Annotated in this window: 14 protein-coding genes and 1 pseudogene; 11 read left to right on the top strand and 4 right to left on the bottom strand. The window is 69.3% G+C overall.

Annotated features, from left to right (window positions below):
- The first annotated feature begins 134 nt into the window (after window positions 1-134).
- From SSQG_RS29180 to SSQG_RS29200, 5 genes and pseudogenes are all read left to right on the top strand, one after another.
- Window positions 135-1,310 carry an alginate lyase family protein gene (locus SSQG_RS29180; RefSeq protein WP_003993516.1) on the top strand — a complete coding sequence of 392 codons (1,176 nt, stop codon included), beginning with the start codon at window positions 135-137 and terminating at the stop codon, window positions 1,308-1,310.
- A gap of 131 nt (window positions 1,311-1,441) precedes the next feature.
- Window positions 1,442-3,986 (top strand): annotated as a pseudogene (locus SSQG_RS29185) (ATP-binding protein).
- Window positions 3,983-4,666 (top strand): response regulator, encoded by a 684-nt coding sequence (locus SSQG_RS29190; protein WP_003993518.1) that lies wholly within the window; start codon window positions 3,983-3,985, stop codon window positions 4,664-4,666. Before SSQG_RS29185 ends, SSQG_RS29190 begins: the two are co-directional and overlap by 4 nt.
- 53 nt (window positions 4,667-4,719) lie before the next feature.
- Window positions 4,720-5,118, top strand: a complete 399-nt coding sequence (locus SSQG_RS29195; protein ID WP_078506940.1) for an OB-fold nucleic acid binding domain-containing protein — start codon at window positions 4,720-4,722, stop codon at window positions 5,116-5,118.
- Window positions 5,119-5,121: 3 nt separating this feature from the next.
- Window positions 5,122-5,850, top strand: coding sequence for a DUF3159 domain-containing protein (locus SSQG_RS29200; RefSeq protein ID WP_003993520.1), 729 nt, complete (start codon window positions 5,122-5,124; stop codon window positions 5,848-5,850).
- 96 nt (window positions 5,851-5,946) lie between these two features.
- On the opposite strand, the gene SSQG_RS29205 is transcribed toward SSQG_RS29200, so the two are convergent.
- Together SSQG_RS29205 and SSQG_RS29210 are read right to left on the bottom strand one after the other, a co-directional pair.
- Complete coding sequence (locus SSQG_RS29205) at window positions 5,947-6,624, bottom strand: potassium channel family protein (protein WP_003993521.1); 678 nt, start codon at window positions 6,622-6,624, stop codon at window positions 5,947-5,949.
- Window positions 6,624-7,295 carry a potassium channel family protein gene (locus tag SSQG_RS29210; RefSeq protein ID WP_003993522.1) on the bottom strand — a complete coding sequence of 224 codons (672 nt, stop codon included), beginning with the start codon at window positions 7,293-7,295 and terminating at the stop codon, window positions 6,624-6,626. Before SSQG_RS29210 ends, SSQG_RS29205 begins: the two co-directional genes overlap by 1 nt.
- Before the next feature lie 250 nt (window positions 7,296-7,545).
- On the opposite strand from SSQG_RS29210, the gene SSQG_RS29215 reads away from it, so the two are divergent.
- The 4 genes from SSQG_RS29215 (at window position 7,546) to SSQG_RS29230 (ending at window position 13,606) form a co-directional block, all read left to right on the top strand.
- Window positions 7,546-8,472, top strand: a complete 927-nt coding sequence (locus SSQG_RS29215; RefSeq protein ID WP_003993523.1) for a PfkB family carbohydrate kinase — start codon at window positions 7,546-7,548, stop codon at window positions 8,470-8,472.
- Between the two features lie 300 nt (window positions 8,473-8,772).
- The gene (locus SSQG_RS29220) at window positions 8,773-10,824 is read left to right on the top strand and encodes an APC family permease (RefSeq protein WP_003993524.1); all 2,052 of its coding nucleotides are present in this window, start codon (window positions 8,773-8,775) and stop codon (window positions 10,822-10,824) included.
- Window positions 10,825-10,954: 130 nt separating this feature from the next.
- Window positions 10,955-12,283: a class I SAM-dependent RNA methyltransferase gene (locus SSQG_RS29225; protein WP_003993525.1), complete on the top strand. Its 1,329-nt coding sequence runs from the start codon at window positions 10,955-10,957 to the stop codon at window positions 12,281-12,283.
- A 534-nt stretch (window positions 12,284-12,817) separates the two neighbouring features.
- Complete coding sequence (locus SSQG_RS29230; RefSeq protein WP_003993526.1) at window positions 12,818-13,606, top strand: tetratricopeptide repeat protein; 789 nt, start codon at window positions 12,818-12,820, stop codon at window positions 13,604-13,606.
- Between the two features lie 281 nt (window positions 13,607-13,887).
- Here the strand turns inward: SSQG_RS29230 and SSQG_RS29235 are convergent, their stop codons facing one another.
- Window positions 13,888-16,179, bottom strand: a complete 2,292-nt coding sequence (locus SSQG_RS29235; RefSeq protein WP_003993527.1) for a 4Fe-4S dicluster domain-containing protein — start codon at window positions 16,177-16,179, stop codon at window positions 13,888-13,890.
- A gap of 168 nt (window positions 16,180-16,347) precedes the next feature.
- Window positions 16,348-16,980 (bottom strand): TetR/AcrR family transcriptional regulator, encoded by a 633-nt coding sequence (locus SSQG_RS29240; protein ID WP_039933842.1) that lies wholly within the window; start codon window positions 16,978-16,980, stop codon window positions 16,348-16,350.
- A 225-nt stretch (window positions 16,981-17,205) separates the two neighbouring features.
- Between SSQG_RS29240 and SSQG_RS43765 the strand changes: the two genes are divergently transcribed.
- Window positions 17,206-18,009 (top strand): DUF6875 domain-containing protein, encoded by an 804-nt coding sequence (locus tag SSQG_RS43765; protein WP_338117291.1) that lies wholly within the window; start codon window positions 17,206-17,208, stop codon window positions 18,007-18,009.
- A 46-nt stretch (window positions 18,010-18,055) separates the two neighbouring features.
- The gene (locus tag SSQG_RS29250) at window positions 18,056-18,886 is read left to right on the top strand and encodes a tryptophan 2,3-dioxygenase (protein ID WP_003993530.1); all 831 of its coding nucleotides are present in this window, start codon (window positions 18,056-18,058) and stop codon (window positions 18,884-18,886) included.
- Window positions 18,887-18,891 lie beyond the last annotated feature (5 nt).

Consider the following 18,891-nt stretch of genomic DNA (forward strand, 5'->3'; position numbering starts at 1 on the left):
TCCCCCAGGGGTGCGGCCCTTTCTCATGCGTGGAGCCTTGACGGGTTATTGGTCTGTACCTACCGTCTGCGTCCCACGCGTCTGTTCATAAAGGCGCTTTACGTTCACGTACGAGAACGAAAGGCCTTCACGTCATGCGCAGAACCGCATTATTCGCGGCCGCGGCCGCCCTCGTCGCCGGTGCCCTCGCCTGGCCCGCCGACGCCGCTCCCAGCGCCCCCGGCACCTTCGTCCACCCCGGTGTCACCGTCTCCGCGGCGCAGCTCGACTTCGCCCGCTCCAAGGTCGGCTCCGGTGCCCAGCCCTGGAAGGGCGCCTTCGACCGGATGATGGAGAGCGAGTACGCCGACCTGAACCGCACGCCCAGGCCCCGGGCCGTCGTCGAGTGCGGTTCGTACTCCAACCCCAACCACGGCTGCACCGACGAACGCGAGGACGCGATCGCCGCCTACACCCAGGCCCTCGCCTGGTACGTCACCCGCGACGAACGGCACGCCCGCAAGGCGATCGAGCTGATGGACGCCTGGTCTGCCGTCATCAAGGACCACACCAACAGCAACGCGCCCCTGCAGACCGGCTGGGCCGGCTCCTCCTGGCCCAAGGCAGCCGAGATCATCAAGTACACGTACAACGGGAACTGGGCGGGCTCCGGCCGCTTCGCCACCATGCTCCGCACCGTCTACCTGCCCGAGATCATCAACGGCTCGAACTCCAACGGGAACTGGGAGCTGTCGATGACGGAGGCCGCCGTCGGCATCTCCGTCTTCCTGGAGGACAAGGCGTCGTACGACAAGGCCATGGCGAGGTTCCGCACGCGTACGGCCGCCTACGTCTACCTGGACTCCGACGGCGACCTGCCGAAGACCGTGCCGAGCCAGCACCTCGACACCAGGGACAAGATCGTCAAGTACTGGCAGGGGCAGTCGACCTTCGTGGGCGGGCTCAGCCAGGAGACCTGCCGGGACTTCACCCACACCGGCTACGGCCTCTCGGCCATCTCCCACGTGGCCGAGACCAGCCGCATCCAGGGACAGGACCTCTACGGCACCGACGTGGGCGAGCGACTGCGGCACGGGCTCGGCCTCCACGCCAAGTACCAGCTGGGCGCGGCCGTCCCCGGCTGGCTGTGCGGCGGCTCCCTCAAGCTCGGGCTCGGACCGGTCTCCGAGGTGGGCCACAACGCCCTGGCCAACCGTCTCGGACACGCCATGACCAACACCGAGACGCTGACCCTGCGGGGCCGCCCCGCCGGCAGCAACAACCTCTTCGTCGCCTGGGAGACCCTCACCCACGGCGACAATCCCGCGTGAGCCTCTGAGCGGCCGGGCGCGTCAGGGTTCCGTCAAAGACGGTCCCACTGCCGCGCCTGGCACCCGTCTGCCGTAACCGCCGGTCGTAGGGTCGACGCTGCGCGGACGGCAGACCGGAAGACAATGAGGCCATGGGACGCGGCAAGCTTCGGATCTACCTCGGTGCGGCACCGGGCGTCGGAAAGACGTACGCGATGCTCTCCGAGGCGCACCGCCGCGTCGAACGGGGCACGGACTGCGTGGTGGCCTTCGTCGAACACCACGACCGGCCGCGCACCGAGGTGCTGCTCCACGGTCTGGAGCAGGTCACGCGCAAACGGCTGGAGTACCGCGGCGGTGTCTTCCCCGAGATGGACCTCGACGCCGTCCTCGCCCGCCGCCCGCACGTCGCCCTGGTCGACGAACTCGCCCACACGAACATCCCCGGATCCCGCAACGCCAAGCGCTGGCAGGACGTGGAGGAGCTGCTGGCCGCCGGCGTCGACGTGATCTCGACCGTCAACATCCAGCACCTGGAGTCGCTGGGCGACGTCGTCGAGTCGATCACCGGGGTACGACAGCAGGAGACCGTCCCCGACGAGGTGGTACGGCGTGCCGACCAGGTCGAACTGGTGGACATGTCGCCGGAGGCACTGCGACGGCGGATGGCGCACGGCAACATCTACCTGCCCGACAAGGTCGACGCGGCCCTGTCGAACTACTTCCGGCCCGGCAACCTGACCGCCCTGCGCGAGCTGGCGCTGCTGTGGGTGGCCGACCGCGTCGACGCCTACCTCACCCAGTACCGCAGCGAACACCGGGTGTCGGCGATCTGGGGCTCGCGCGAGCGGATCGTGGTCGGGCTGACCGGCGGCCCGGAGGGCCGGACGCTGATCCGCCGGGGCGCGCGACTGGCCGAGAAGGGCGCCGGCGGCGAGGTGCTGGCCGTCTACATCTCCCGCAGCGACGGACTGACCTCGGCCTCGCCCAAGGAACTGGCCGTGCAGCGGACCCTGGTCGAGGACCTCGGCGGCACCTTCCACCACGTCGTCGGCGACGACATACCGGCCGCCCTGCTCGACTTCGCCCGCGGTGTGAACGCCACCCAGATCGTGCTGGGCTCCTCGCGCCGCAAGGCCTGGCAGTACGTCTTCGGACCCGGTGTCGGGGCGACGGTCGCCCGGGAGTCCGGGCCCGACCTCGACGTGCACATCGTCACCCACGAGGAGGTCGCCAAGGGCCGCGGGCTGCCGGTCGCCCGCGACACGCGCCTCGGACGGTCCCGGCGGGTGTGGGGCTGGCTGGTCGGCGTCGCCGGCCCGCCGGCTCTCGCGGCGCTGCTCAGCGCCGTCGACCTCGGCCTCGCCAACGACATGCTGCTCTTCCTGGCACTGACGGTGGCGGCCGCCCTGCTCGGCGGGCTGTTCCCGGCGCTGGCCTCGGCGGCGGTGGGGTCCCTGCTGCTGAACTACTACTACACACCGCCCGTGCACCGGTGGACCATCGCCGACCCGAAGAACATCGTCGCCATCGTGATCTTCGTGGCCGTCGGCGCGGCGGTGGCCTCCGTGGTGGACCTCGCCGCCCGCCGCACCCACCAGGCGGCCCGGCTGCGGGCCGAGTCCGAGATCCTGTCCTTCCTCGCCGGCAGTGTGCTGCGGGGCGAGACGGGCCTGGAGGACCTGCTGGAACGGGTCCGGGAGACGTTCGGCATGGAGTCGGCGGCCCTGCTGGAGAGGGCGAGCGACGTCGCGCCGTGGACCTGCGCCGGCCGCGTCGGCCAGGGGCGCCCCGTCGAGCGGCCCGACCAGGCGGACGTGGACGTGCCCGGTCGGTGACCACATGGCGCTGGCCCTGACCGGCCGCGTCCTGCCCGCAGAGGACCGCAGGGTGCTGGCCGCCTTCGCCGCCCAGGCCGCAGTCGTCCTGGACCGCCGCCGGCTCCAGGAGGAGGCCGACCGGGCCCGCGCCCTCGCCGAGGGCAACCGCATCCGTACGGCGCTGCTGGCCGCCGTCAGCCATGATCTGCGCACCCCGCTCGCCGGGATCAAGGCGGCCGTGTCCTCCCTGCGCTCCGAGGACGTCGAGTGGTCGGACGAGGACCGGGCGGAGCTGCTGGAGGGCATCGAGGAGGGCGCCGACCGCCTCGACCACCTCGTCGGGAACCTCCTCGACATGTCGCGGCTCCAGACCGGTACGGTCACCCCGCTGATCCGCGAGATCGACCTCGACGAGGTGGTGCCGATGGCGCTCGGCGGCGTGCCCGAGGGCAGCGTCGACCTGGACGTCCCGGAGACCCTGCCGATGGTCCGGGTGGACCCCGGGCTGCTGGAGCGGGCGATGGCCAACCTCGTCGAGAACGCCGTCAAGTACAGTCCGTCCGGCCCGCCCGTGCTGGTAGCCGCCAGCGCGCTCGCCGACCGGGTCGAGGTGCGGGTGGTCGACCGGGGGCCGGGCGTCCCCGACGAGGCCAAGGACCGCATATTCGAGCCCTTCCAGCGCTACGGCGACGCCCCGCGCGGCGCCGGAGTGGGCCTCGGGCTCGCGGTGGCCCGCGGCTTCGCGGAGGCCATGAGCGGCACGCTCGACGCCGAGGACACGCCCGGCGGCGGGCTCACCATGGTCCTCACGCTCCGCGCGGCGCAAACGCGCCCGGAGCCTTTCCACCCAGCGGAACCAGAAAGGCAGGCCTCATGACCCGTGTGCTCGTGGTCGACGACGAGCCGCAGATCGTGCGCGCCCTCGTGATCAACCTCAAGGCACGCAAGTACGAGGTCGACGCCGCCCACGACGGCGCCACGGCCCTCAAGCTCGCCGCCGCCCGCCAGCCCGACGTGGTCGTCCTCGACCTGGGCCTGCCCGACATGGACGGCGTCGACGTGATCAGGGGCCTGCGCGGCTGGACCCGGGTGCCGATCCTGGTGCTCTCCGCGCGGCACTCCTCCGACGAGAAGGTCGAGGCGCTGGACGCGGGCGCCGACGACTACGTCACCAAGCCGTTCGGCATGGACGAGCTGCTCGCCCGGCTCAGGGCCGCCGTGCGCCGGGCCGAGCCGGCCGGGGGCGGTGAGGACGACGTGGTGGTGGAGACCGACGAGTTCACCGTCGACCTGGCCGCGAAGAAGGTCGTCCGCGCCGGGAAGGACGTACGGCTGACGCCCACCGAGTGGCACCTGCTGGAGGTCCTCGTGCGAGGCGGCGGGCGCCTCGTCGGGCAGAAGCAGCTGCTCCAGGAGGTGTGGGGGCCGTCGTACGGGACGGAGACGAACTATCTGCGCGTGTACATGGCACAGCTGCGGCGGAAGCTGGAGGCGGATCCCTCACATCCGAAGCACTTCATCACCGAGCCGGGGATGGGCTATCGCTTCGAGAAGTAGGGCGCGCGCTGCGAGGTTACGGAGTTGTCGGCGGGCCCCGGTACGCTTCAGACATGAGTGCTGTTCCTCGTTCGCAGAAGTCGGCGGGGCGGTTCCGGCGCATGCTCGACCGGCTCTCCTCGTCGCAGGAGGACCTGGAGTCCGAGGAGCTGCGCGAGGACACCGAGACCACCGGCTGTATCCGGATCGGCGACTGCCAGGACCGGCAGATAGTGACGGTAACTGGTACCTTGCGCACGGTCACCCTGCGGCCGCGCGCCGGAGTCCCGGCCCTGGAGGCCGAGCTGTTCGACGGCTCCGCCGCGCTGGACGTGGTGTGGCTCGGCAGGCGCTCCATCGTGGGGATAGAGCCGGGGCGCAAACTGATCGCATCGGGCCGGGTCTCGATGAGCCGGGGCCGCCGTGTGTTGTTCAATCCCAAGTACGAACTGAGACCCCTCGGACGGGAGTAGCCGGTGACGTCGCTCGACAAGCCGACCGAAGAGACATCTGCGGACGATGCCCGGGCGGTCACCGAGGCCGCCCTCTTCGAGGCGTTCGGCGGCATGCGGGGCATGATCGAGACGGTGCTGCCCGGCCTGCTCTTCGTCACCATCTACACGATCAACAAGGATCTGCACCTGTCGGCGATCGCGGCGCTGGCCGTGTCGCTGGTGCTGGTCGTGGTCAGGCTGGTGACGAAGGACACCGTCAAGCACGCCTTCAGCGGCGTCTTCGGTGTGGCTTTCGGTGTCGTCTTCGCGATGATGACCGGCAACGCCAAGGACTTCTATCTGCCCGGCATGCTGTACACGCTGGGCCTGGCCCTGGCGTACATCATCACCACCCTGTGCGGTGTCCCGCTGATCGGGTTGATCCTCGGCCCTGTCTTCAAGGAGAACCTCTCCTGGCGCACCCGGAACCCGGGCCGCAAGAAGGCGTACGCGAAGGCCAGTTACGCCTGGGGCGCGATCCTGCTCGCCAAGTGCGCGATCCTCTTCCCGCTGTACTGGTGGGCCGACACCACACAGCTCGGGTGGGTCCTGATCGCCCTGAAGATCCCGCCGTTCCTGCTCGCCGTGTGGCTGACGTGGGTATTCCTGGCGAAGGCGCCCGCGCCCATCGACGTGTTCGCGGAGATGGAGGCCGAGGAGAAGGCGGCGGAGGAGCGGGAACGGGAGGCTGCGGCCCGGTCCGCCGAGTAGGTCCCGCAGGGGGCTTAGCCCCCGGATGCAGAGCGGAGGGGGCGTCCTGAGTACTCAGGACGCCCCTCCGCATGCTCCCCGCAGGGATCCCCGCTCTCAGCTCGCCGCGTTGTTCCGGCGGACCGACAGCAGGTCCTCCAGCTGCTCCTCACGCGCCTGCGCGGCCACGAAGAGGAGTTCGTCTCCGGCCTCCAGGGAGTCCTCCCGGGAGGGCGTCAGCACGCGGGTGCCGCGGATGATCGTGACCAGGGACGTGTCCTGCGGCCACTCGACATCGCCGACCTGTGTGCCGGCCAGGGCCGACTCCTCCGGCAGGGTCAGCTCGACCAGGTTGGCGTCGCCGTGGCTGAAGCGGAGCAGGCGCACCAGGTCGCCGACGCTCACCGCCTCCTCGACCAGGGCCGACATCAGACGCGGCGTGGAGACGGCGACGTCCACGCCCCAGGACTCGTTGAACAGCCACTCGTTCTTCGGGTTGTTCACCCGGGCGACCACACGCGGAACGCCGTACTCCGTCTTCGCGAGGAGCGAGACGACCAGGTTCACCTTGTCGTCGCCGGTCGCGGCGATGACGACGTTGCAGCGCTGGAGCGCCGCCTCGTCCAGGGACGTGATCTCGCAGGCGTCGGCGAGCAGCCACTCGGCCTGCGGGACGCGTTCGACCGAGATGGCGGTCGGCGCCTTGTCGATGAGCAGGACCTCGTGACCGTTCTCCAGCAGCTCGCCCGCGATCGAGCGGCCGACCGCGCCGGCTCCGGCAATGGCGACCCTCATCAGTGACCGCCCTCCTCTTCGGGACCCTTGGCGAACGCCGCCTCGACCGTGTCGACCTCGTCGGTGCGCATCATCACGTGCACCAGGTCGCCCTCCTGCAACACCGTCTGCGAGGTGGGCAGGACCGCCTCGCCGAGCCGGGTCAGGAACGCCACGCGTACTCCGGTCTCCTCCTGGATCCGGCTGATCTTGTGGCCGACCCACGCGGTGGAGGTGTGCACCTCGGCGAGCTGGACACCACCGGTCGGGTCGCGCCACAGCGGCTCGGCACCGGAGGGGAGCAGACGGCGCAGCATCTGGTCGGCCGTCCAGCGGACGGTCGCGACGGTCGGGATGCCCAGGCGCTGGTAGACCTCGGCGCGGCGGGGGTCGTAGATGCGGGCGGCGACGTTCTCGATGCCGAACATCTCGCGGGCCACGCGCGCGGCGATGATGTTGGAGTTGTCACCGCTGGAGACGGCGGCGAAGGCGCCGGCCTCCTCGATGCCCGCCTCACGCAGGGTGTCCTGGTCGAAGCCGACCCCCGTCACCCGGCGACCGCCGAAGGACGACCCCAGGCGGCGGAAGGCGGTCGGGTCCTGGTCCACCACGGCGACCGTGTGGCCCTGTTGCTCCAGGTTCTGGGCCAGGGCGGACCCCACCCTTCCGCAACCCATGATGACAATATGCATCGCGTCACACCGTGCTTCCTGCAGGCCCTCTGGCCCTCATGGCTGTCGTGCTCATGTCTCTCTTTCGGCTCGCCGGGTACCACGTCGCGGCCTGGGTGCGGGCCGCCATGCACCATCATGCCGGTGGAAACAGGCCATGATGCCCCTCGGGGGCCGGTGCCGCGTTCGACTGCCCGACTCCAACGTATCGGCAAAGTCGCGGGGGTTGCCGAGGGCCCTGCCTGGGCGTCCCCGGGGGGAGGAACACGCCATGAGTACCGAGATCGACGTTCTCGTCCTGGGCGGCGCGGGCGTGGACACGATCGTGCACGTGCCCGAGCTGCCCGTGCCGCTCGCGGACAGCCACATGATCCGGCCCGGGATCGTGACGCGGGCGGGCCAGAGCGGCGACTTCGTCGCCCTCGGGACCAGCGCACTGGGGCTGCGCACCCACCACCTCGACATGCTGGGCGACGACCCCGAGGGCGACCTGGTCCGCGCCCTGCACCGCGACCACGGCATCGCCCTCACCGCCGTCCCGCAGCCGCTCGGCACCAAACGCGCGGTCAACCTCGTCGGCCCCGACGGCAGACGGCTGTCCCTGTACGACGCCACACGCGCCGCCGACACGGACCGGCTGCCCGAGGCCACGGTAAGCGAGCTGGCCGCCCTCAGCCGGCACGCCCACGTCGTCATCACCCAGCCGTGCGCCCAGGCGCTGCCCCTGCTGCGCGAGGCAGGCGTCACGATCTCGACCGACCTGCACGACTGGGACGGGTCCAACCCCTACCACGAGCCCTTCGCCCACCAGGCCGACCTGGTCTTCCTCTCCAGCACGGCACTGGCCGACCCGGAGCGGACCATGCGGCGGATCGCCGAGCGGGGCCGTGCCCGGGCGGTCGTGGCCACCGCCGGTGCGGCCGGGGCGTACCTGCTGGCCGACGGCGACCTGACCCACGTACCCGCCGCCCCGCCGCCGGGGCCGGTGGTCGACTCCAACGGCGCGGGCGACGCCTTCGCGGCCGCGTTCCTGCACGCCTGGCTGAACGCCGAGCCGGCCCACCGCTGCGCCCGCTTCGGGGCGGTGGCGGGGGCGTACGCCTGCACGATCCCGTCGACCCGGACCGGCGGCATCGGGCGGGAGGAGCTGGAGGCCCGGGTGGCGGAGCTGGAGGGGTCCTGGGAGCGAACCGGCTAGCGGGCGCCCGGGGAGACGCCTTTGCGGCGGCTGATGCTGCGGATGCTCGCCGCGGTCAGGAACCCGAGGGCGATGAGGGTGGCCGCGGCGCCGATCAGTTCTGCGGTCGGGTGCATGGGACCTCCTGGGGGCGGCAACGGCCGGGAGACGGACAGGGCTTAGTCATATAGGCATGAGAAGCGGGTGACCTGCGGAATCCGCAGCCGCAGCGGCCTCTGAATTCACTCGGAGAGCAGACGGGACACCGATGAGGGGTGGCGGGTGGTCGAGCCCGCAATCGAACGCTTACGATCCTCTGTTGTGTCCAAACTGACCGACGTGCCCAAACGGATCCTGATCGGGCGCGCACTGCGCAGTGACCGGCTGGGTGAAACGCTCCTGCCGAAGCGCATCGCACTCCCCGTCTTCGCCTCCGACCCGTTGTCCTCCGTGGCGTACGCGCCCGGCGAGGTCCTGCTGGTCCTGTCGATCGCGGGTGTGACGGCGTACCACTTCAGCCCCTGGATCGCCGTCGCGGTCGTCGTGCTGATGTTCACTGTGGTGGCCTCGTACCGGCAGAACGTGCACGCCTATCCCAGCGGCGGCGGCGACTACGAGGTGGCGAACGTCAACCTCGGGCCCAAGGCGGGCCTGACGGTCGCGAGCGCGCTGCTCGTCGACTACGTCCTCACCGTCGCCGTGTCGATCTCCTCCGGCATCGAGAACCTCGGCTCCGCGATTCCGTTCGTCGTCGAGAACAAGGTGGCCTGCGCGATCGGCGTGATCGTGCTGCTGACGCTGATGAACCTGCGCGGTGTGCGCGAGTCGGGCACGCTCTTCGCGATCCCGACGTACATCTTCGTCGCCGGCGTCTTCACCATGATCGCCTGGGGGGCCTTCCGCGGACTCGTCCTGGACGACAGCATGCGGGCACCGACTGCGGACTACGTCATCAAGCCCGAACACCAGGGGCTGGCCGGCTTCGCCCTGGTCTTCCTGCTGCTGCGCGCCTTCTCCTCCGGCTGCGCCGCCCTCACCGGCGTCGAGGCCATCTCCAACGGCGTCCCGGCCTTCCGCAAGCCCAAGTCGAAGAACGCCGCGACCACCCTCGCGATGATGGGCCTGCTGGCCGTCACCATGTTCTGCGGCATCATCGCGCTGGCCGCCGCGACCGACGTCCGCATGGCCGAGAACCCGGCCAAGGACCTCGTCCACAACGGCGTCCCGCTCGGCCCGGGCTACGTCCAGAACCCGGTGATCTCCCAGGTCGCCGAGGCCGTCTTCGGCAAGGGCAGCTTCCTGTTCATCATCCTGGCCGCGGCCACCGCGCTGGTGCTGTTCCTCGCCGCCAACACCGCCTACAACGGCTTCCCGCTGCTCGGCTCGATCCTCGCCCAGGACCGCTACCTGCCGCGCCAGCTGCACACTCGCGGCGACCGGCTGGCCTTCTCCAACGGCATCGTGCTCCTCGCGGGCGCCGCCGGGCTGCTGGTCGGGATCTACGGCGCCGACTCCACCCGCCTGATCCAGCTCTACATTGTCGGCGTGTTCGTGTCCTTCACGCTCAGCCAGACCGGCATGGTCCGGCACTGGAACCGCCACCTGGCCACCGAGACGGACCCGGCCAAGCGCCGCCACATGGTCCGCTCGCGCGCCATCAACGCCTTCGGCGCCTTCTTCACCGGCCTCGTGCTGGTCGTCGTCCTGCTCACCAAGTTCACGCACGGCGCGTGGGTCGCCCTGCTCGGCATGGTGATCTTCTACGCGACGATGACGGCCATCCGTAAGCACTACGACCGGGTCGCCGATGAGATCGCCGCCCCCGAGGGCCCGAGCGACGACAGCGTGCGGCCCTCCCGGATCCACTCCGTCGTGCTGATCTCCAAGATCCACCGCCCGACGCTGCGCGCCCTGGCCTACGCCAAGCTGATGCGCTCGGACTCGCTGGAGGCGCTGAGCGTCAACGTCGACCCGGCGGAGACCAAGGCCCTGCGCGAGGAGTGGGAGCGGCGCGGCATCGACGTGCCGCTGAAGGTCCTCGACTCGCCCTACCGCGAGATCACGCGGCCGATCATCGAGTACGTCAAGGGACTGCGCAAGGAGTCGCCACGGGACGCCGTGTCCGTGATCATCCCCGAGTACGTCGTCGGCCACTGGTACGAGCACCTGCTGCACAACCAGAGCGCCCTGCGACTCAAGGGCCGACTGCTGTTCACCCCGGGGATCATGGTGACCTCGGTGCCGTACCAGCTCCAGTCCTCCGAGGCGGCCAAGCGGCGGGCCCGCAGGCAGCAGGACTGGAACGCCCCCGGTGCGGTACGGCGTGGTCCGGCGCAGGAGCGTCCGAAGGAGTCCTCGGAGCCGAAGCCCTGAGGCGGCGGCTCGTGTGAAGAGGCGACGGCTCGTGTGAAACGGCCGGGCGGCACCCACGTAGACTGGTGGGCTGTTGTCCGGCCGTTTCCGTTCGGCCCGTCCCCCTCACGCGTTTTGGAGTCACCCCGCCATGCAGGCAGAACCGAGGAAGTCGCTGGTGGGGGAGGAGTACGAGGTCGAGGTAGGCCCCGTCGCCCACGGTGGTCACTGCATCGCCCGCACCTTTGAGGGCCAGGTGCTGTTCGTCCGGCACGCGCTGCCCGGTGAGCGGGTCGTGGCCCGGGTGACCGAGGGCGAGGAGGGCGCGCGGTTCCTGCGCGCGGATGCGGTGAAGGTGCTCGACGCCTCCAAGGACCGCATCGACGTGCCGTGCCCGTTCGCCGGCCCCGGCCGCTGCGGCGGCTGCGACTGGCAGCACGCCAAGCCGGGCGCGCAGCGCCGCCTGAAGGCCGACGTCATCGCCGAGCAGCTCCAGCGCCTCGCCGGGCTCACGCCCGAGGAGGCCGGCTGGGACGGCACGGTGCTGCCCGCCGAGGGCGACAAGGTGCCCGCGGGCCAGGTCCCCGCGTGGCGTACCCGCGTCCAGTACGCGGTCACGGCCGACGGCCGCGCGGGCCTGCGCCGGCACCGCTCGCACGAGGTGGAGCCGATCGACCACTGCATGATCGCCGCGGAGGGCGTCAGCGAACTCGGCATCGAGAAGCGGGTCTGGACCGGCATGGACTCCGTCGAGGCGATCGCGGCGACGGGTTCACAGGACCGCCAGGTGGTCCTGACGCCGAAGCCGGGCGCGCGCCTCCCGCTGGTCGAGCTGGACCGCCCGGTGTCGGTCCTGCGCGTGGACGAGCGCTCCGGCGGCGTCCACCGCGTCCACGGCCGCCCCTTCGTCCGCGAGCGCGCGGACGGCCGCACCCACCGGGTCGGAGGCGGCGGCTTCTGGCAGGTCCACCCGAAGTCGGCGGACACCCTGGTGACGGCGGTCATGCAGGGCCTGCTGCCCCGCAAGGGCGACATGGCCCTCGACCTCTACTGCGGCGTCGGCCTCTTCGCAGGCGCCCTCGCCGACCGGGTCGGCGACCAGGGCGCGGTCCTCGGCATCGAGTCCGGCAAGCGGGCGGTGGAGGACGCGCGGCACAACCTCGCCGAGTTCGACCGCGTGCGCATCGAACAGGGCAAGGTCGAGAGCGTGCTGCCGCGCACGGGCATCACGGAGGTCGACCTGATCGTGCTCGACCCGCCGCGGGCGGGGGCGGGCCGGAAGACGGTGGAGCATCTGACGTCGCTGAGGGCCCGGCGGATCGCGTACGTGGCGTGCGATCCGGCCGCGCTGGCACGGGACTTGGGGTACTTCCGGGACGGGGGATACCGGGTGCGGACGCTTCGGGCGTTCGATCTGTTTCCGATGACGCATCATGTGGAGTGTGTGGCGATTTTGGAGCCCGCTACCAAGGGGCTCTGACCTGCTGTTTTCTCGGGTTTCTCGGGTGTGGCCGATGTGCTCGACCTGTTTCCCGAAGTGCGCGAGGTGGAGCACATCGCAGGTCGGTCGGAACCTCCTGACCTGCGGTTTCGATCACTGTTGGGGCGACGGGCGTGTGGTGCCCCCGTGCGTGGCCGGAGCCGCCCAGGGCAGCCCTGACGCTCCTGTGACGCTCGCTCTGATGGAGCGTCAGGTACTGGCAAGGGTCTGAGGCACAGGCGTGTCTGCGGTGGCTTCGATCGACTGCAGGGCCGCGGGCTGTCGGCCGCGCCTCCATCGCGAAGGCGGCAGCTCCAAGGCTCCCGCCGCGGACCGCGCCGGCGGCGTCCCGCCAAACTCCGCGGCGACAAGGGCTACGACTTTGACCACCTTCGCCGACGATTACGCAGCCGCGGCACCCAGCATGGCATCGCCTTCACCCTCCTTGCATCTTCGCCGAGCAGCCTGCGCAGCATCCGTATGCTCCCGGTCATGAGATTCTTACGACGGCGTGGCCGAAGCGATGCCCAACGAATGGCGGGGACGCCTGTGGTGGAGGCCAAAGCCCTCTACGAAGCCGGGCGTTATGCCGAGGCGGAGGCCAAAGCCCGCGCCGTGGCCCGATCGCGGCCACGCGACGACGAGTACGCAGCCGTGGCGCTGAACATCGCCGCGCTCGCGACGGGCGCCCAAGGCCGCCACGCCGAGGCACTCGCCACCTACGACGAAGCGCTGCCTGCCTTCAGCAGGATATTTGGAGCCGATCACTGGCTGACCCTGAAGCTGCGCTCGGACCGCGCCCAGCAGATGACCTCGCTCGGCCAGTACACCGAGTGTGAGGCAGAATGCGCGGCCGTCGCCGAGGCCGCGGGCCGCGGTACCGGCCCGGAGATGCCATTCCTGGCAGCGGCCGCCCGCAATGGGCTGGTCTTCGCCCTCAATGCGCAGGGGCGCCACCAGGAGGCCGAAGCACTCGCCCGCGAGGCCCTGGCCGCCCACCGCGTACGTGACCGGGCGTCCGTCGTCCTGCGACTCGGCCTGGCTCGCAGCCTCAACGGCCAGGCCCGCCACGAAGAGGCCCTCACCGAGGCACAGGGCGCCGAAAAGCTGTACCGCGCTCTGCCCGATGACCAGCGCAATCCAGATACGGGCGCCGTCGAACTGGCCTTTGCCAATGCCCTCTTGGGGTTGCGCCGCGCTCCCGATGCCCGTCGCAAGGCTTCAGCCGCTCATGATGCCTGCCTGGCCTCCTTCGGCCCGGACCACAGCCGCACCGTCGAAGCGCGAACGCTCCTCGAGCGCATCGACGGCACCCGACCGTAAGCGCAGCGCTCCCGCTCGGGTTAACCAGCCGGCCCCACCGACTGCTGAGGCTGTCCCTGGTCGCCGCCTGGGCCGCCCGCGGTTCGGCTCCGCGGACTCGGAGGATGCTCCACGGTCTCGGCCGCGCTCTCGGCCACACGGCGGCCCCCGTCAGGCGCTTGTTGGGGCAGCTCGGCGTGTACGGGCAGCGAGAGGCTTACGGCTGTGGATACGGCGACGGCCGGGACCGTGTGGTGCGGTCCCGGCCGTTACGGCTGTCCTTGCGGGTTTAGGTCACCGGCTCACTTGACCGGTTGTGGTTGGGGCTGGGCGGCTGTTTGGCCGTCGCCGCCTTCGGGTTCGTCGGTGGGGGTGGTCTTGACCGAGTCCAGCAGGAGTTGTGCCACGTCGACGACCTGGATGGACTCCTTGGCCTTGCCGTCGTTCTTCTTGCCGTTGACCGAGTCGGTCAGCATGACGAGGCAGAAGGGGCAGGCGGTGGAGACGATGTCGGGGTTGACCGAGAGGGCCTCGTCGACGCGCTCGTTGTTGATGCGCTTGCCGATCCGCTCCTCCATCCACATGCGCGCACCACCGGCGCCGCAGCAGAAGCCGCGCTCCTTGTGGCGGTGCATCTCCTCGTTGCGGATGCCCGGGACGGCGGCGATGATCTCGCGCGGCGGTGTGTAGATCTTGTTGTGGCGGCCCAGGTAGCAGGGGTCGTGGTACGTGATGATGCCCTCGACCGGCGTGACCGGGATGAGCTTGCCCTCGTCCACCAGGTGCTGGAGCAGCTGGGTGTGGTGGATGACCTCGTAGTCGCCGCCGAGCTGCGGGTACTCGTTGCCGAGCGTGTTGAGGCAGTGCGGGCAGGTCGCGACGATCTTCTTGGCCGACTTGGGCTTCGCCGTCTCGGGAACGACCTTGCCCTCCTCGTCCGTCTCCTCGCCGAACGCCATGTTCAGCGCCATGACGTTCTCCATGCCGAGCTCCTGGAAGAGGGGCTCGTTGCCGAGGCGGCGGGCGGAGTCACCGGTGCACTTCTCGTCGCCGCCCATGATGGCGAACTTGACGCCCGCGATGTGGAGGAGTTCGGCGAAGGCCTTGGTGGTCTTCTTGGCGCGGTCCTCCAGGGCGCCGGCGCAGCCGACCCAGTACAGGTACTCGACCTCGGTGAGGTCCTCGATGTCCTTGCCGACGACGGGGACCTCGAAGTCGACCTCCTTGAGCCACTCCAGGCGCTGCTTCTTCGCCAGGCCCCAGGGGTTGCCCTTCTTCTCCAGGTTCTTGAGCATCGTGCCCGCCTCGGACGGGAACGCGGACTCGATCATGACCTGGTAGCGGCGCATGTCGACGATGTGGTCGACGTGCTCGATGTCCACCGGGCACTGCTCGACGCAGGCGCCGCAGGTGGTGCAGGACCACAGGACGTCCGGGTCGATGACGCCGTTCTCCTCCAGCGTGCCGACCAGGGGGCGCTCGGCCTCGGCCAGAGCCGCGGCGGGGACGTCCTTCAGCTGCTCCTCGGAGGCCTTCTCCTCGCCCTCCATGGTCTTGCCGCCGCCGGCCAGCAGGTACGGCGCCTTGGCGTGGGCGTGGTCCCGCAGGGACATGATCAGCAGCTTGGGGGAGAGGGGCTTGCCCGTGTTCCAGGCGGGGCACTGCGACTGGCAGCGGCCGCACTCGGTGCAGGTGGAGAAGTCCAGCAGGCCCTTCCACGAGTACTGCTCGACCTGGGAGACGCCGAAGACGTCGTCCTCGCCCGGGTCGGTGAAGTCGATCGGCTTGCCGCCGGACGTCATCGGCTGCAGGGCGCCCAGCGCGGTCCCGCCGCTCGCCTCGCGCTTGAACCAGATGTTCGGGAAGGCCAGGAAACGGTGCCAGGCGACACCCATGTTCGTGTTGAGCGAGACGACGATCATCCAGATGAAGGATGCGCTGATCTTGATCACGGCCGTCAGGTAGACGAGGTTCTGCAGGGCACTGGTACTCAGCCCCTTGAAGGCCAACACGAGGGGATACGACGCGAAGTACGCCGGCTCGTAGGCCTCGACGTGGTGCAGCACCCCCTCCAGGCCGCGCAGGGTGAGGATGGCCAGGCCGATGGTGAGGATGACGTACTCGACGAAGTACGCCTGCCAGGCCTTGGAGCCGGCGAACCGGGACTTGCGACCGGCCCGAGAGGGCAGGTTGAGCAGCCGGATCACGATGAGGGTGAGGATGCCCAGGGTCATCGTCGCGCCGAACAGCTCGACCATCAGCTCGTACGGCAGCCACCCGCCGATGACCGGCAACATCCAATCGGCCTGGAAGAGCTGCCCGAAGGCGTTGGCGAGCGTGAAAAGCAGGCTGAAGAAGGCGACGGCGACGAACCAGTGGGCGATGCCGATGATCCCCCACCGGTTCATTCGGGTGTGGCCGAGGAACTCCCGGACCACGGTGAGCGTCCGCGCGACCGGATCGTTGGTCCGCAGTCCGGCGGGGACCGGCTGGCCGAGTTTCACGAAGCGGTAGATTTGCGCGATGGCTCGGCCGAACAGTGCGACACCGACCATGGCGAGCACCAGCGACACGATGATCGCGGTGAGTTGCATGAGGGCTCCTCGGGCCTGCGAGAGCGAGAGTTCGAGATCTACTAAGCGGTAACTTTGGGTTCTGGGGCTGACATTACCCAGGGCCGCAGGCTCCATGAAGGCACGCAGTTGGTGATCTGCGTCGCTGAGGCAACCCATGGTTCGGCCCTGCCGGACCGGCGTCGCATGTCATCGACGGGGCGAACCGGCGACGAGAGCGCCGTGAACGAGCAGCTGCACGAGGTCCGGCAGTTGCGAGTCGCACAGCGGGCGGTCGAGTTCCCGGGAGCGGGCGAACAGCAGATCGAAGTAGGCCTGGGCTATCTGAAGTGGGGGCAGCCGCAGGGAGCCCTCCTCGGGGGCCAGCAGGGCCGCCAGGGAGGCGACGACGGACTCGACGGCCTCGCGGACCTCCCGCATTCCAGCGGTGGAGGCGGTGGACTCGCGCCGCGCCCTGGTGTGCCCTACCGCCTCCAGGTAAGCGACCACCGTACCCATGCGCATCAGGTACGTCTCCAGCGCTCCGGCAGCCGCGAGGAGACGCGCTGTCACTGAGGCGCCCAAAGGAATGTCGGCAAGCTCGCGCAGGACATCGTCGCAGCGCGCGGCCTCGGCCATGCAGGCGTTGAGCAACTCGTGCTTGTCGGCGAAGACCTGAAAGATCGTCGCTTCGTTGATGCCGGCGGCGCGGGCTACCTGACGAGTGGTCACTGCCAGGCCGTGCTCCGCGATCAGTGCGAGGGTGGATCGGACGATCATCTGGCGGCGCAGCTGCGGGCTCATCTTCGGAGCCCGTCGCCGTTTGGGGGCCGGGGCGGTCATCCGCCAGAGGTTACTGAGCAGTTCATCACTTGGTCAATTGCGGTCCCGGCATCCCGAAACGGCGCCGAGGCGCCATTGTGTCCGTAGGTGGCCATGGCCGCCGTCGGTCATAACGGAGCTATTCCCCATGGGCGACATCTGGCAAAGTCATACCTGAACTGCGGCCACCTATCGGAAACCGTGGAACGTGGTCCTGGGTCATTGCACGGAAACCAGACCAGGTCCATGAAGCGGCGAACCCTGCGACCTCACGCAAGCGCGCGCCGCCCCTCCTTTTGCCTGTTGAGCACCTTTACGGGAAGTCCCCCACAGGAGGACCCGGACCGCCCTACACGACTTGAAAGCGATACAGTGCCGGACATTGATGTTAGGCTGACAGAACCAGCCGCAGAGATAGCCAAGCTGATTGATGACTGGCTGACGGGCTACATAACCAAGCCCCATGCGGAGCTCGGTCGCAGCGGTCCTGTGTGTCCGTTCGTCGAGCCCTCACGGAGAGCCGGCTGTCTCGTGCTCTATACCGCGGAATGGCGACCGGAGTTCGGCCTCTCGCACATGGTGGACACCGTCGACAACGCGGTTGAATATTTCGCCACCCACGAGTGGGACTCGCGGAACTCCAACCTCCACTCGCTGCTCGTAGCGGTGCCGGATCTGCCCCGCGATGCCTACTGGTTGATCGACAAGGCGCACGAACTCACCAAGGACCGCGTCGTAGCCAGGGGTTTCATGCTGGGGCAGTTCCACCCGACCTGCGAAGAGCCCGCAGCGCGCAACAGCGGATTCCCCGTCAACAGGTCGCCGATACCGCTGTTCGCGGTACGAAACATGGCTTTGCACGACATACTCTTCCTGCACGCCGACGACGTCTGGTTCGCAGAATACGAGCGGCGCCATGGACGGCATTACGAGAAGCCGGACCGCATCGCCCCTGATTTCGTCAGACTGTTCCAAGACGCGCGTGCTCGACTGGCCGGTGGACCTCACCAGCGACGCACTGACTCGCTGAACACCGGCCGCATCCGGTGACGTCACAAGCGTCCATCAGAGCCTGACCCATGGAGAAAGAAACCGCATGGAGCAGCCGAGTTCCTGTCCAAGGCAGCAGAACGGCAGTGAGGGCGCACCCCCCTACGTCACCTACGCCCACATGGACAGGTTGCACGAATTGCAGCAACCGCGATCCGACTCTCCGCGGGAACTGACGTTCCTGCTCATCAGTCATGTCAAGGAACTGCTGTTCCGGGCTGTACTCGTGGAGGTGGACCAGGCTCGCGAACAGCTTCGCGAGAGCCAGGTCGACCAGGCGTGTGAGAGCCTGTCGCGTGCCGTGCGCGTCCAGCGGCTGCTGGTGAACGTATGGGACACGATGACGGCGATGTCGCCGGATGAGTTCCTTGCGTTCCGTGACATCCTCGGCGAGGCATCCGGCACTCAGTCCTTCATGTATCGGACGCTGGAGTTCGCGCTCGGCAACAAGGACCCTCGGACCGTGGCTCAGTGTTCCCGCTCCATGGACCTCTATCCGGAACTCAAAAAGGCGTTGTATGCCCCGAGTCTCTACGACGAGGCGCTGAGCCTGCTGGTCCGCATGGGAGCCAAGATTCCACGAGGCGTCTACGAGCGTGAGCCAGGGGCGCCGTACACGCCCAGCCCGGCTGTGGAACAGGCGTGGCTCGCCGTCTACCAGGAGCCGACTCGCTGGAGGCAGGCCCATCGAGTCGCGGAGCTGCTGACCGAGGTGTCATATCAGTTCTCCCGCTGGCGCGCCACGCATCTCCTGGTGGTGGAACGCATGCTCGGCAGCAAGCCGGGAACGGGCGGCACGGCGGGCCTGGACTGGCTTCGGTCGGTGAACGAGCACCGCTTCTTTCCCGAACTGTGGACCGTCCGCACACTCCTCTGACTCCC

This window comes from Streptomyces viridochromogenes DSM 40736 (genome assembly GCF_000158955.1).
GTDB lineage: Bacteria > Actinomycetota > Actinomycetes > Streptomycetales > Streptomycetaceae > Streptomyces > Streptomyces venetus.

Excerpts from the sequence above, each read along its gene's own strand:
- SSQG_RS29190 (WP_003993518.1), top strand. The coding sequence starts at position 3,983 with ATGACCCGTGTGCTCGTGGTCGACGACGAGCCGCAGATCGTGCGCGCC.
- SSQG_RS29195 (WP_078506940.1), top strand. The coding sequence starts at position 4,720 with ATGAGTGCTGTTCCTCGTTCGCAGAAGTCGGCGGGGCGGTTCCGGCGC.
- SSQG_RS29210 (WP_003993522.1), bottom strand. The coding sequence starts at position 7,295 with ATGCATATTGTCATCATGGGTTGCGGAAGGGTGGGGTCCGCCCTGGCC.
- SSQG_RS29215 (WP_003993523.1), top strand. The coding sequence starts at position 7,546 with ATGAGTACCGAGATCGACGTTCTCGTCCTGGGCGGCGCGGGCGTGGAC.
- SSQG_RS29230 (WP_003993526.1), top strand. The coding sequence starts at position 12,818 with ATGGCGGGGACGCCTGTGGTGGAGGCCAAAGCCCTCTACGAAGCCGGG.
- SSQG_RS29225 (WP_003993525.1), top strand. The coding sequence starts at position 10,955 with ATGCAGGCAGAACCGAGGAAGTCGCTGGTGGGGGAGGAGTACGAGGTC.
- SSQG_RS29180 (WP_003993516.1), top strand. The coding sequence starts at position 135 with ATGCGCAGAACCGCATTATTCGCGGCCGCGGCCGCCCTCGTCGCCGGT.
- SSQG_RS29205 (WP_003993521.1), bottom strand. The coding sequence starts at position 6,624 with ATGAGGGTCGCCATTGCCGGAGCCGGCGCGGTCGGCCGCTCGATCGCG.
- SSQG_RS29240 (WP_039933842.1), bottom strand. The coding sequence starts at position 16,980 with ATGACCGCCCCGGCCCCCAAACGGCGACGGGCTCCGAAGATGAGCCCG.
- SSQG_RS29235 (WP_003993527.1), bottom strand. The coding sequence starts at position 16,179 with ATGCAACTCACCGCGATCATCGTGTCGCTGGTGCTCGCCATGGTCGGT.
- SSQG_RS29250 (WP_003993530.1), top strand. The coding sequence starts at position 18,056 with ATGGAGCAGCCGAGTTCCTGTCCAAGGCAGCAGAACGGCAGTGAGGGC.
- SSQG_RS43765 (WP_338117291.1), top strand. The coding sequence starts at position 17,206 with ATGAAGCGGCGAACCCTGCGACCTCACGCAAGCGCGCGCCGCCCCTCC.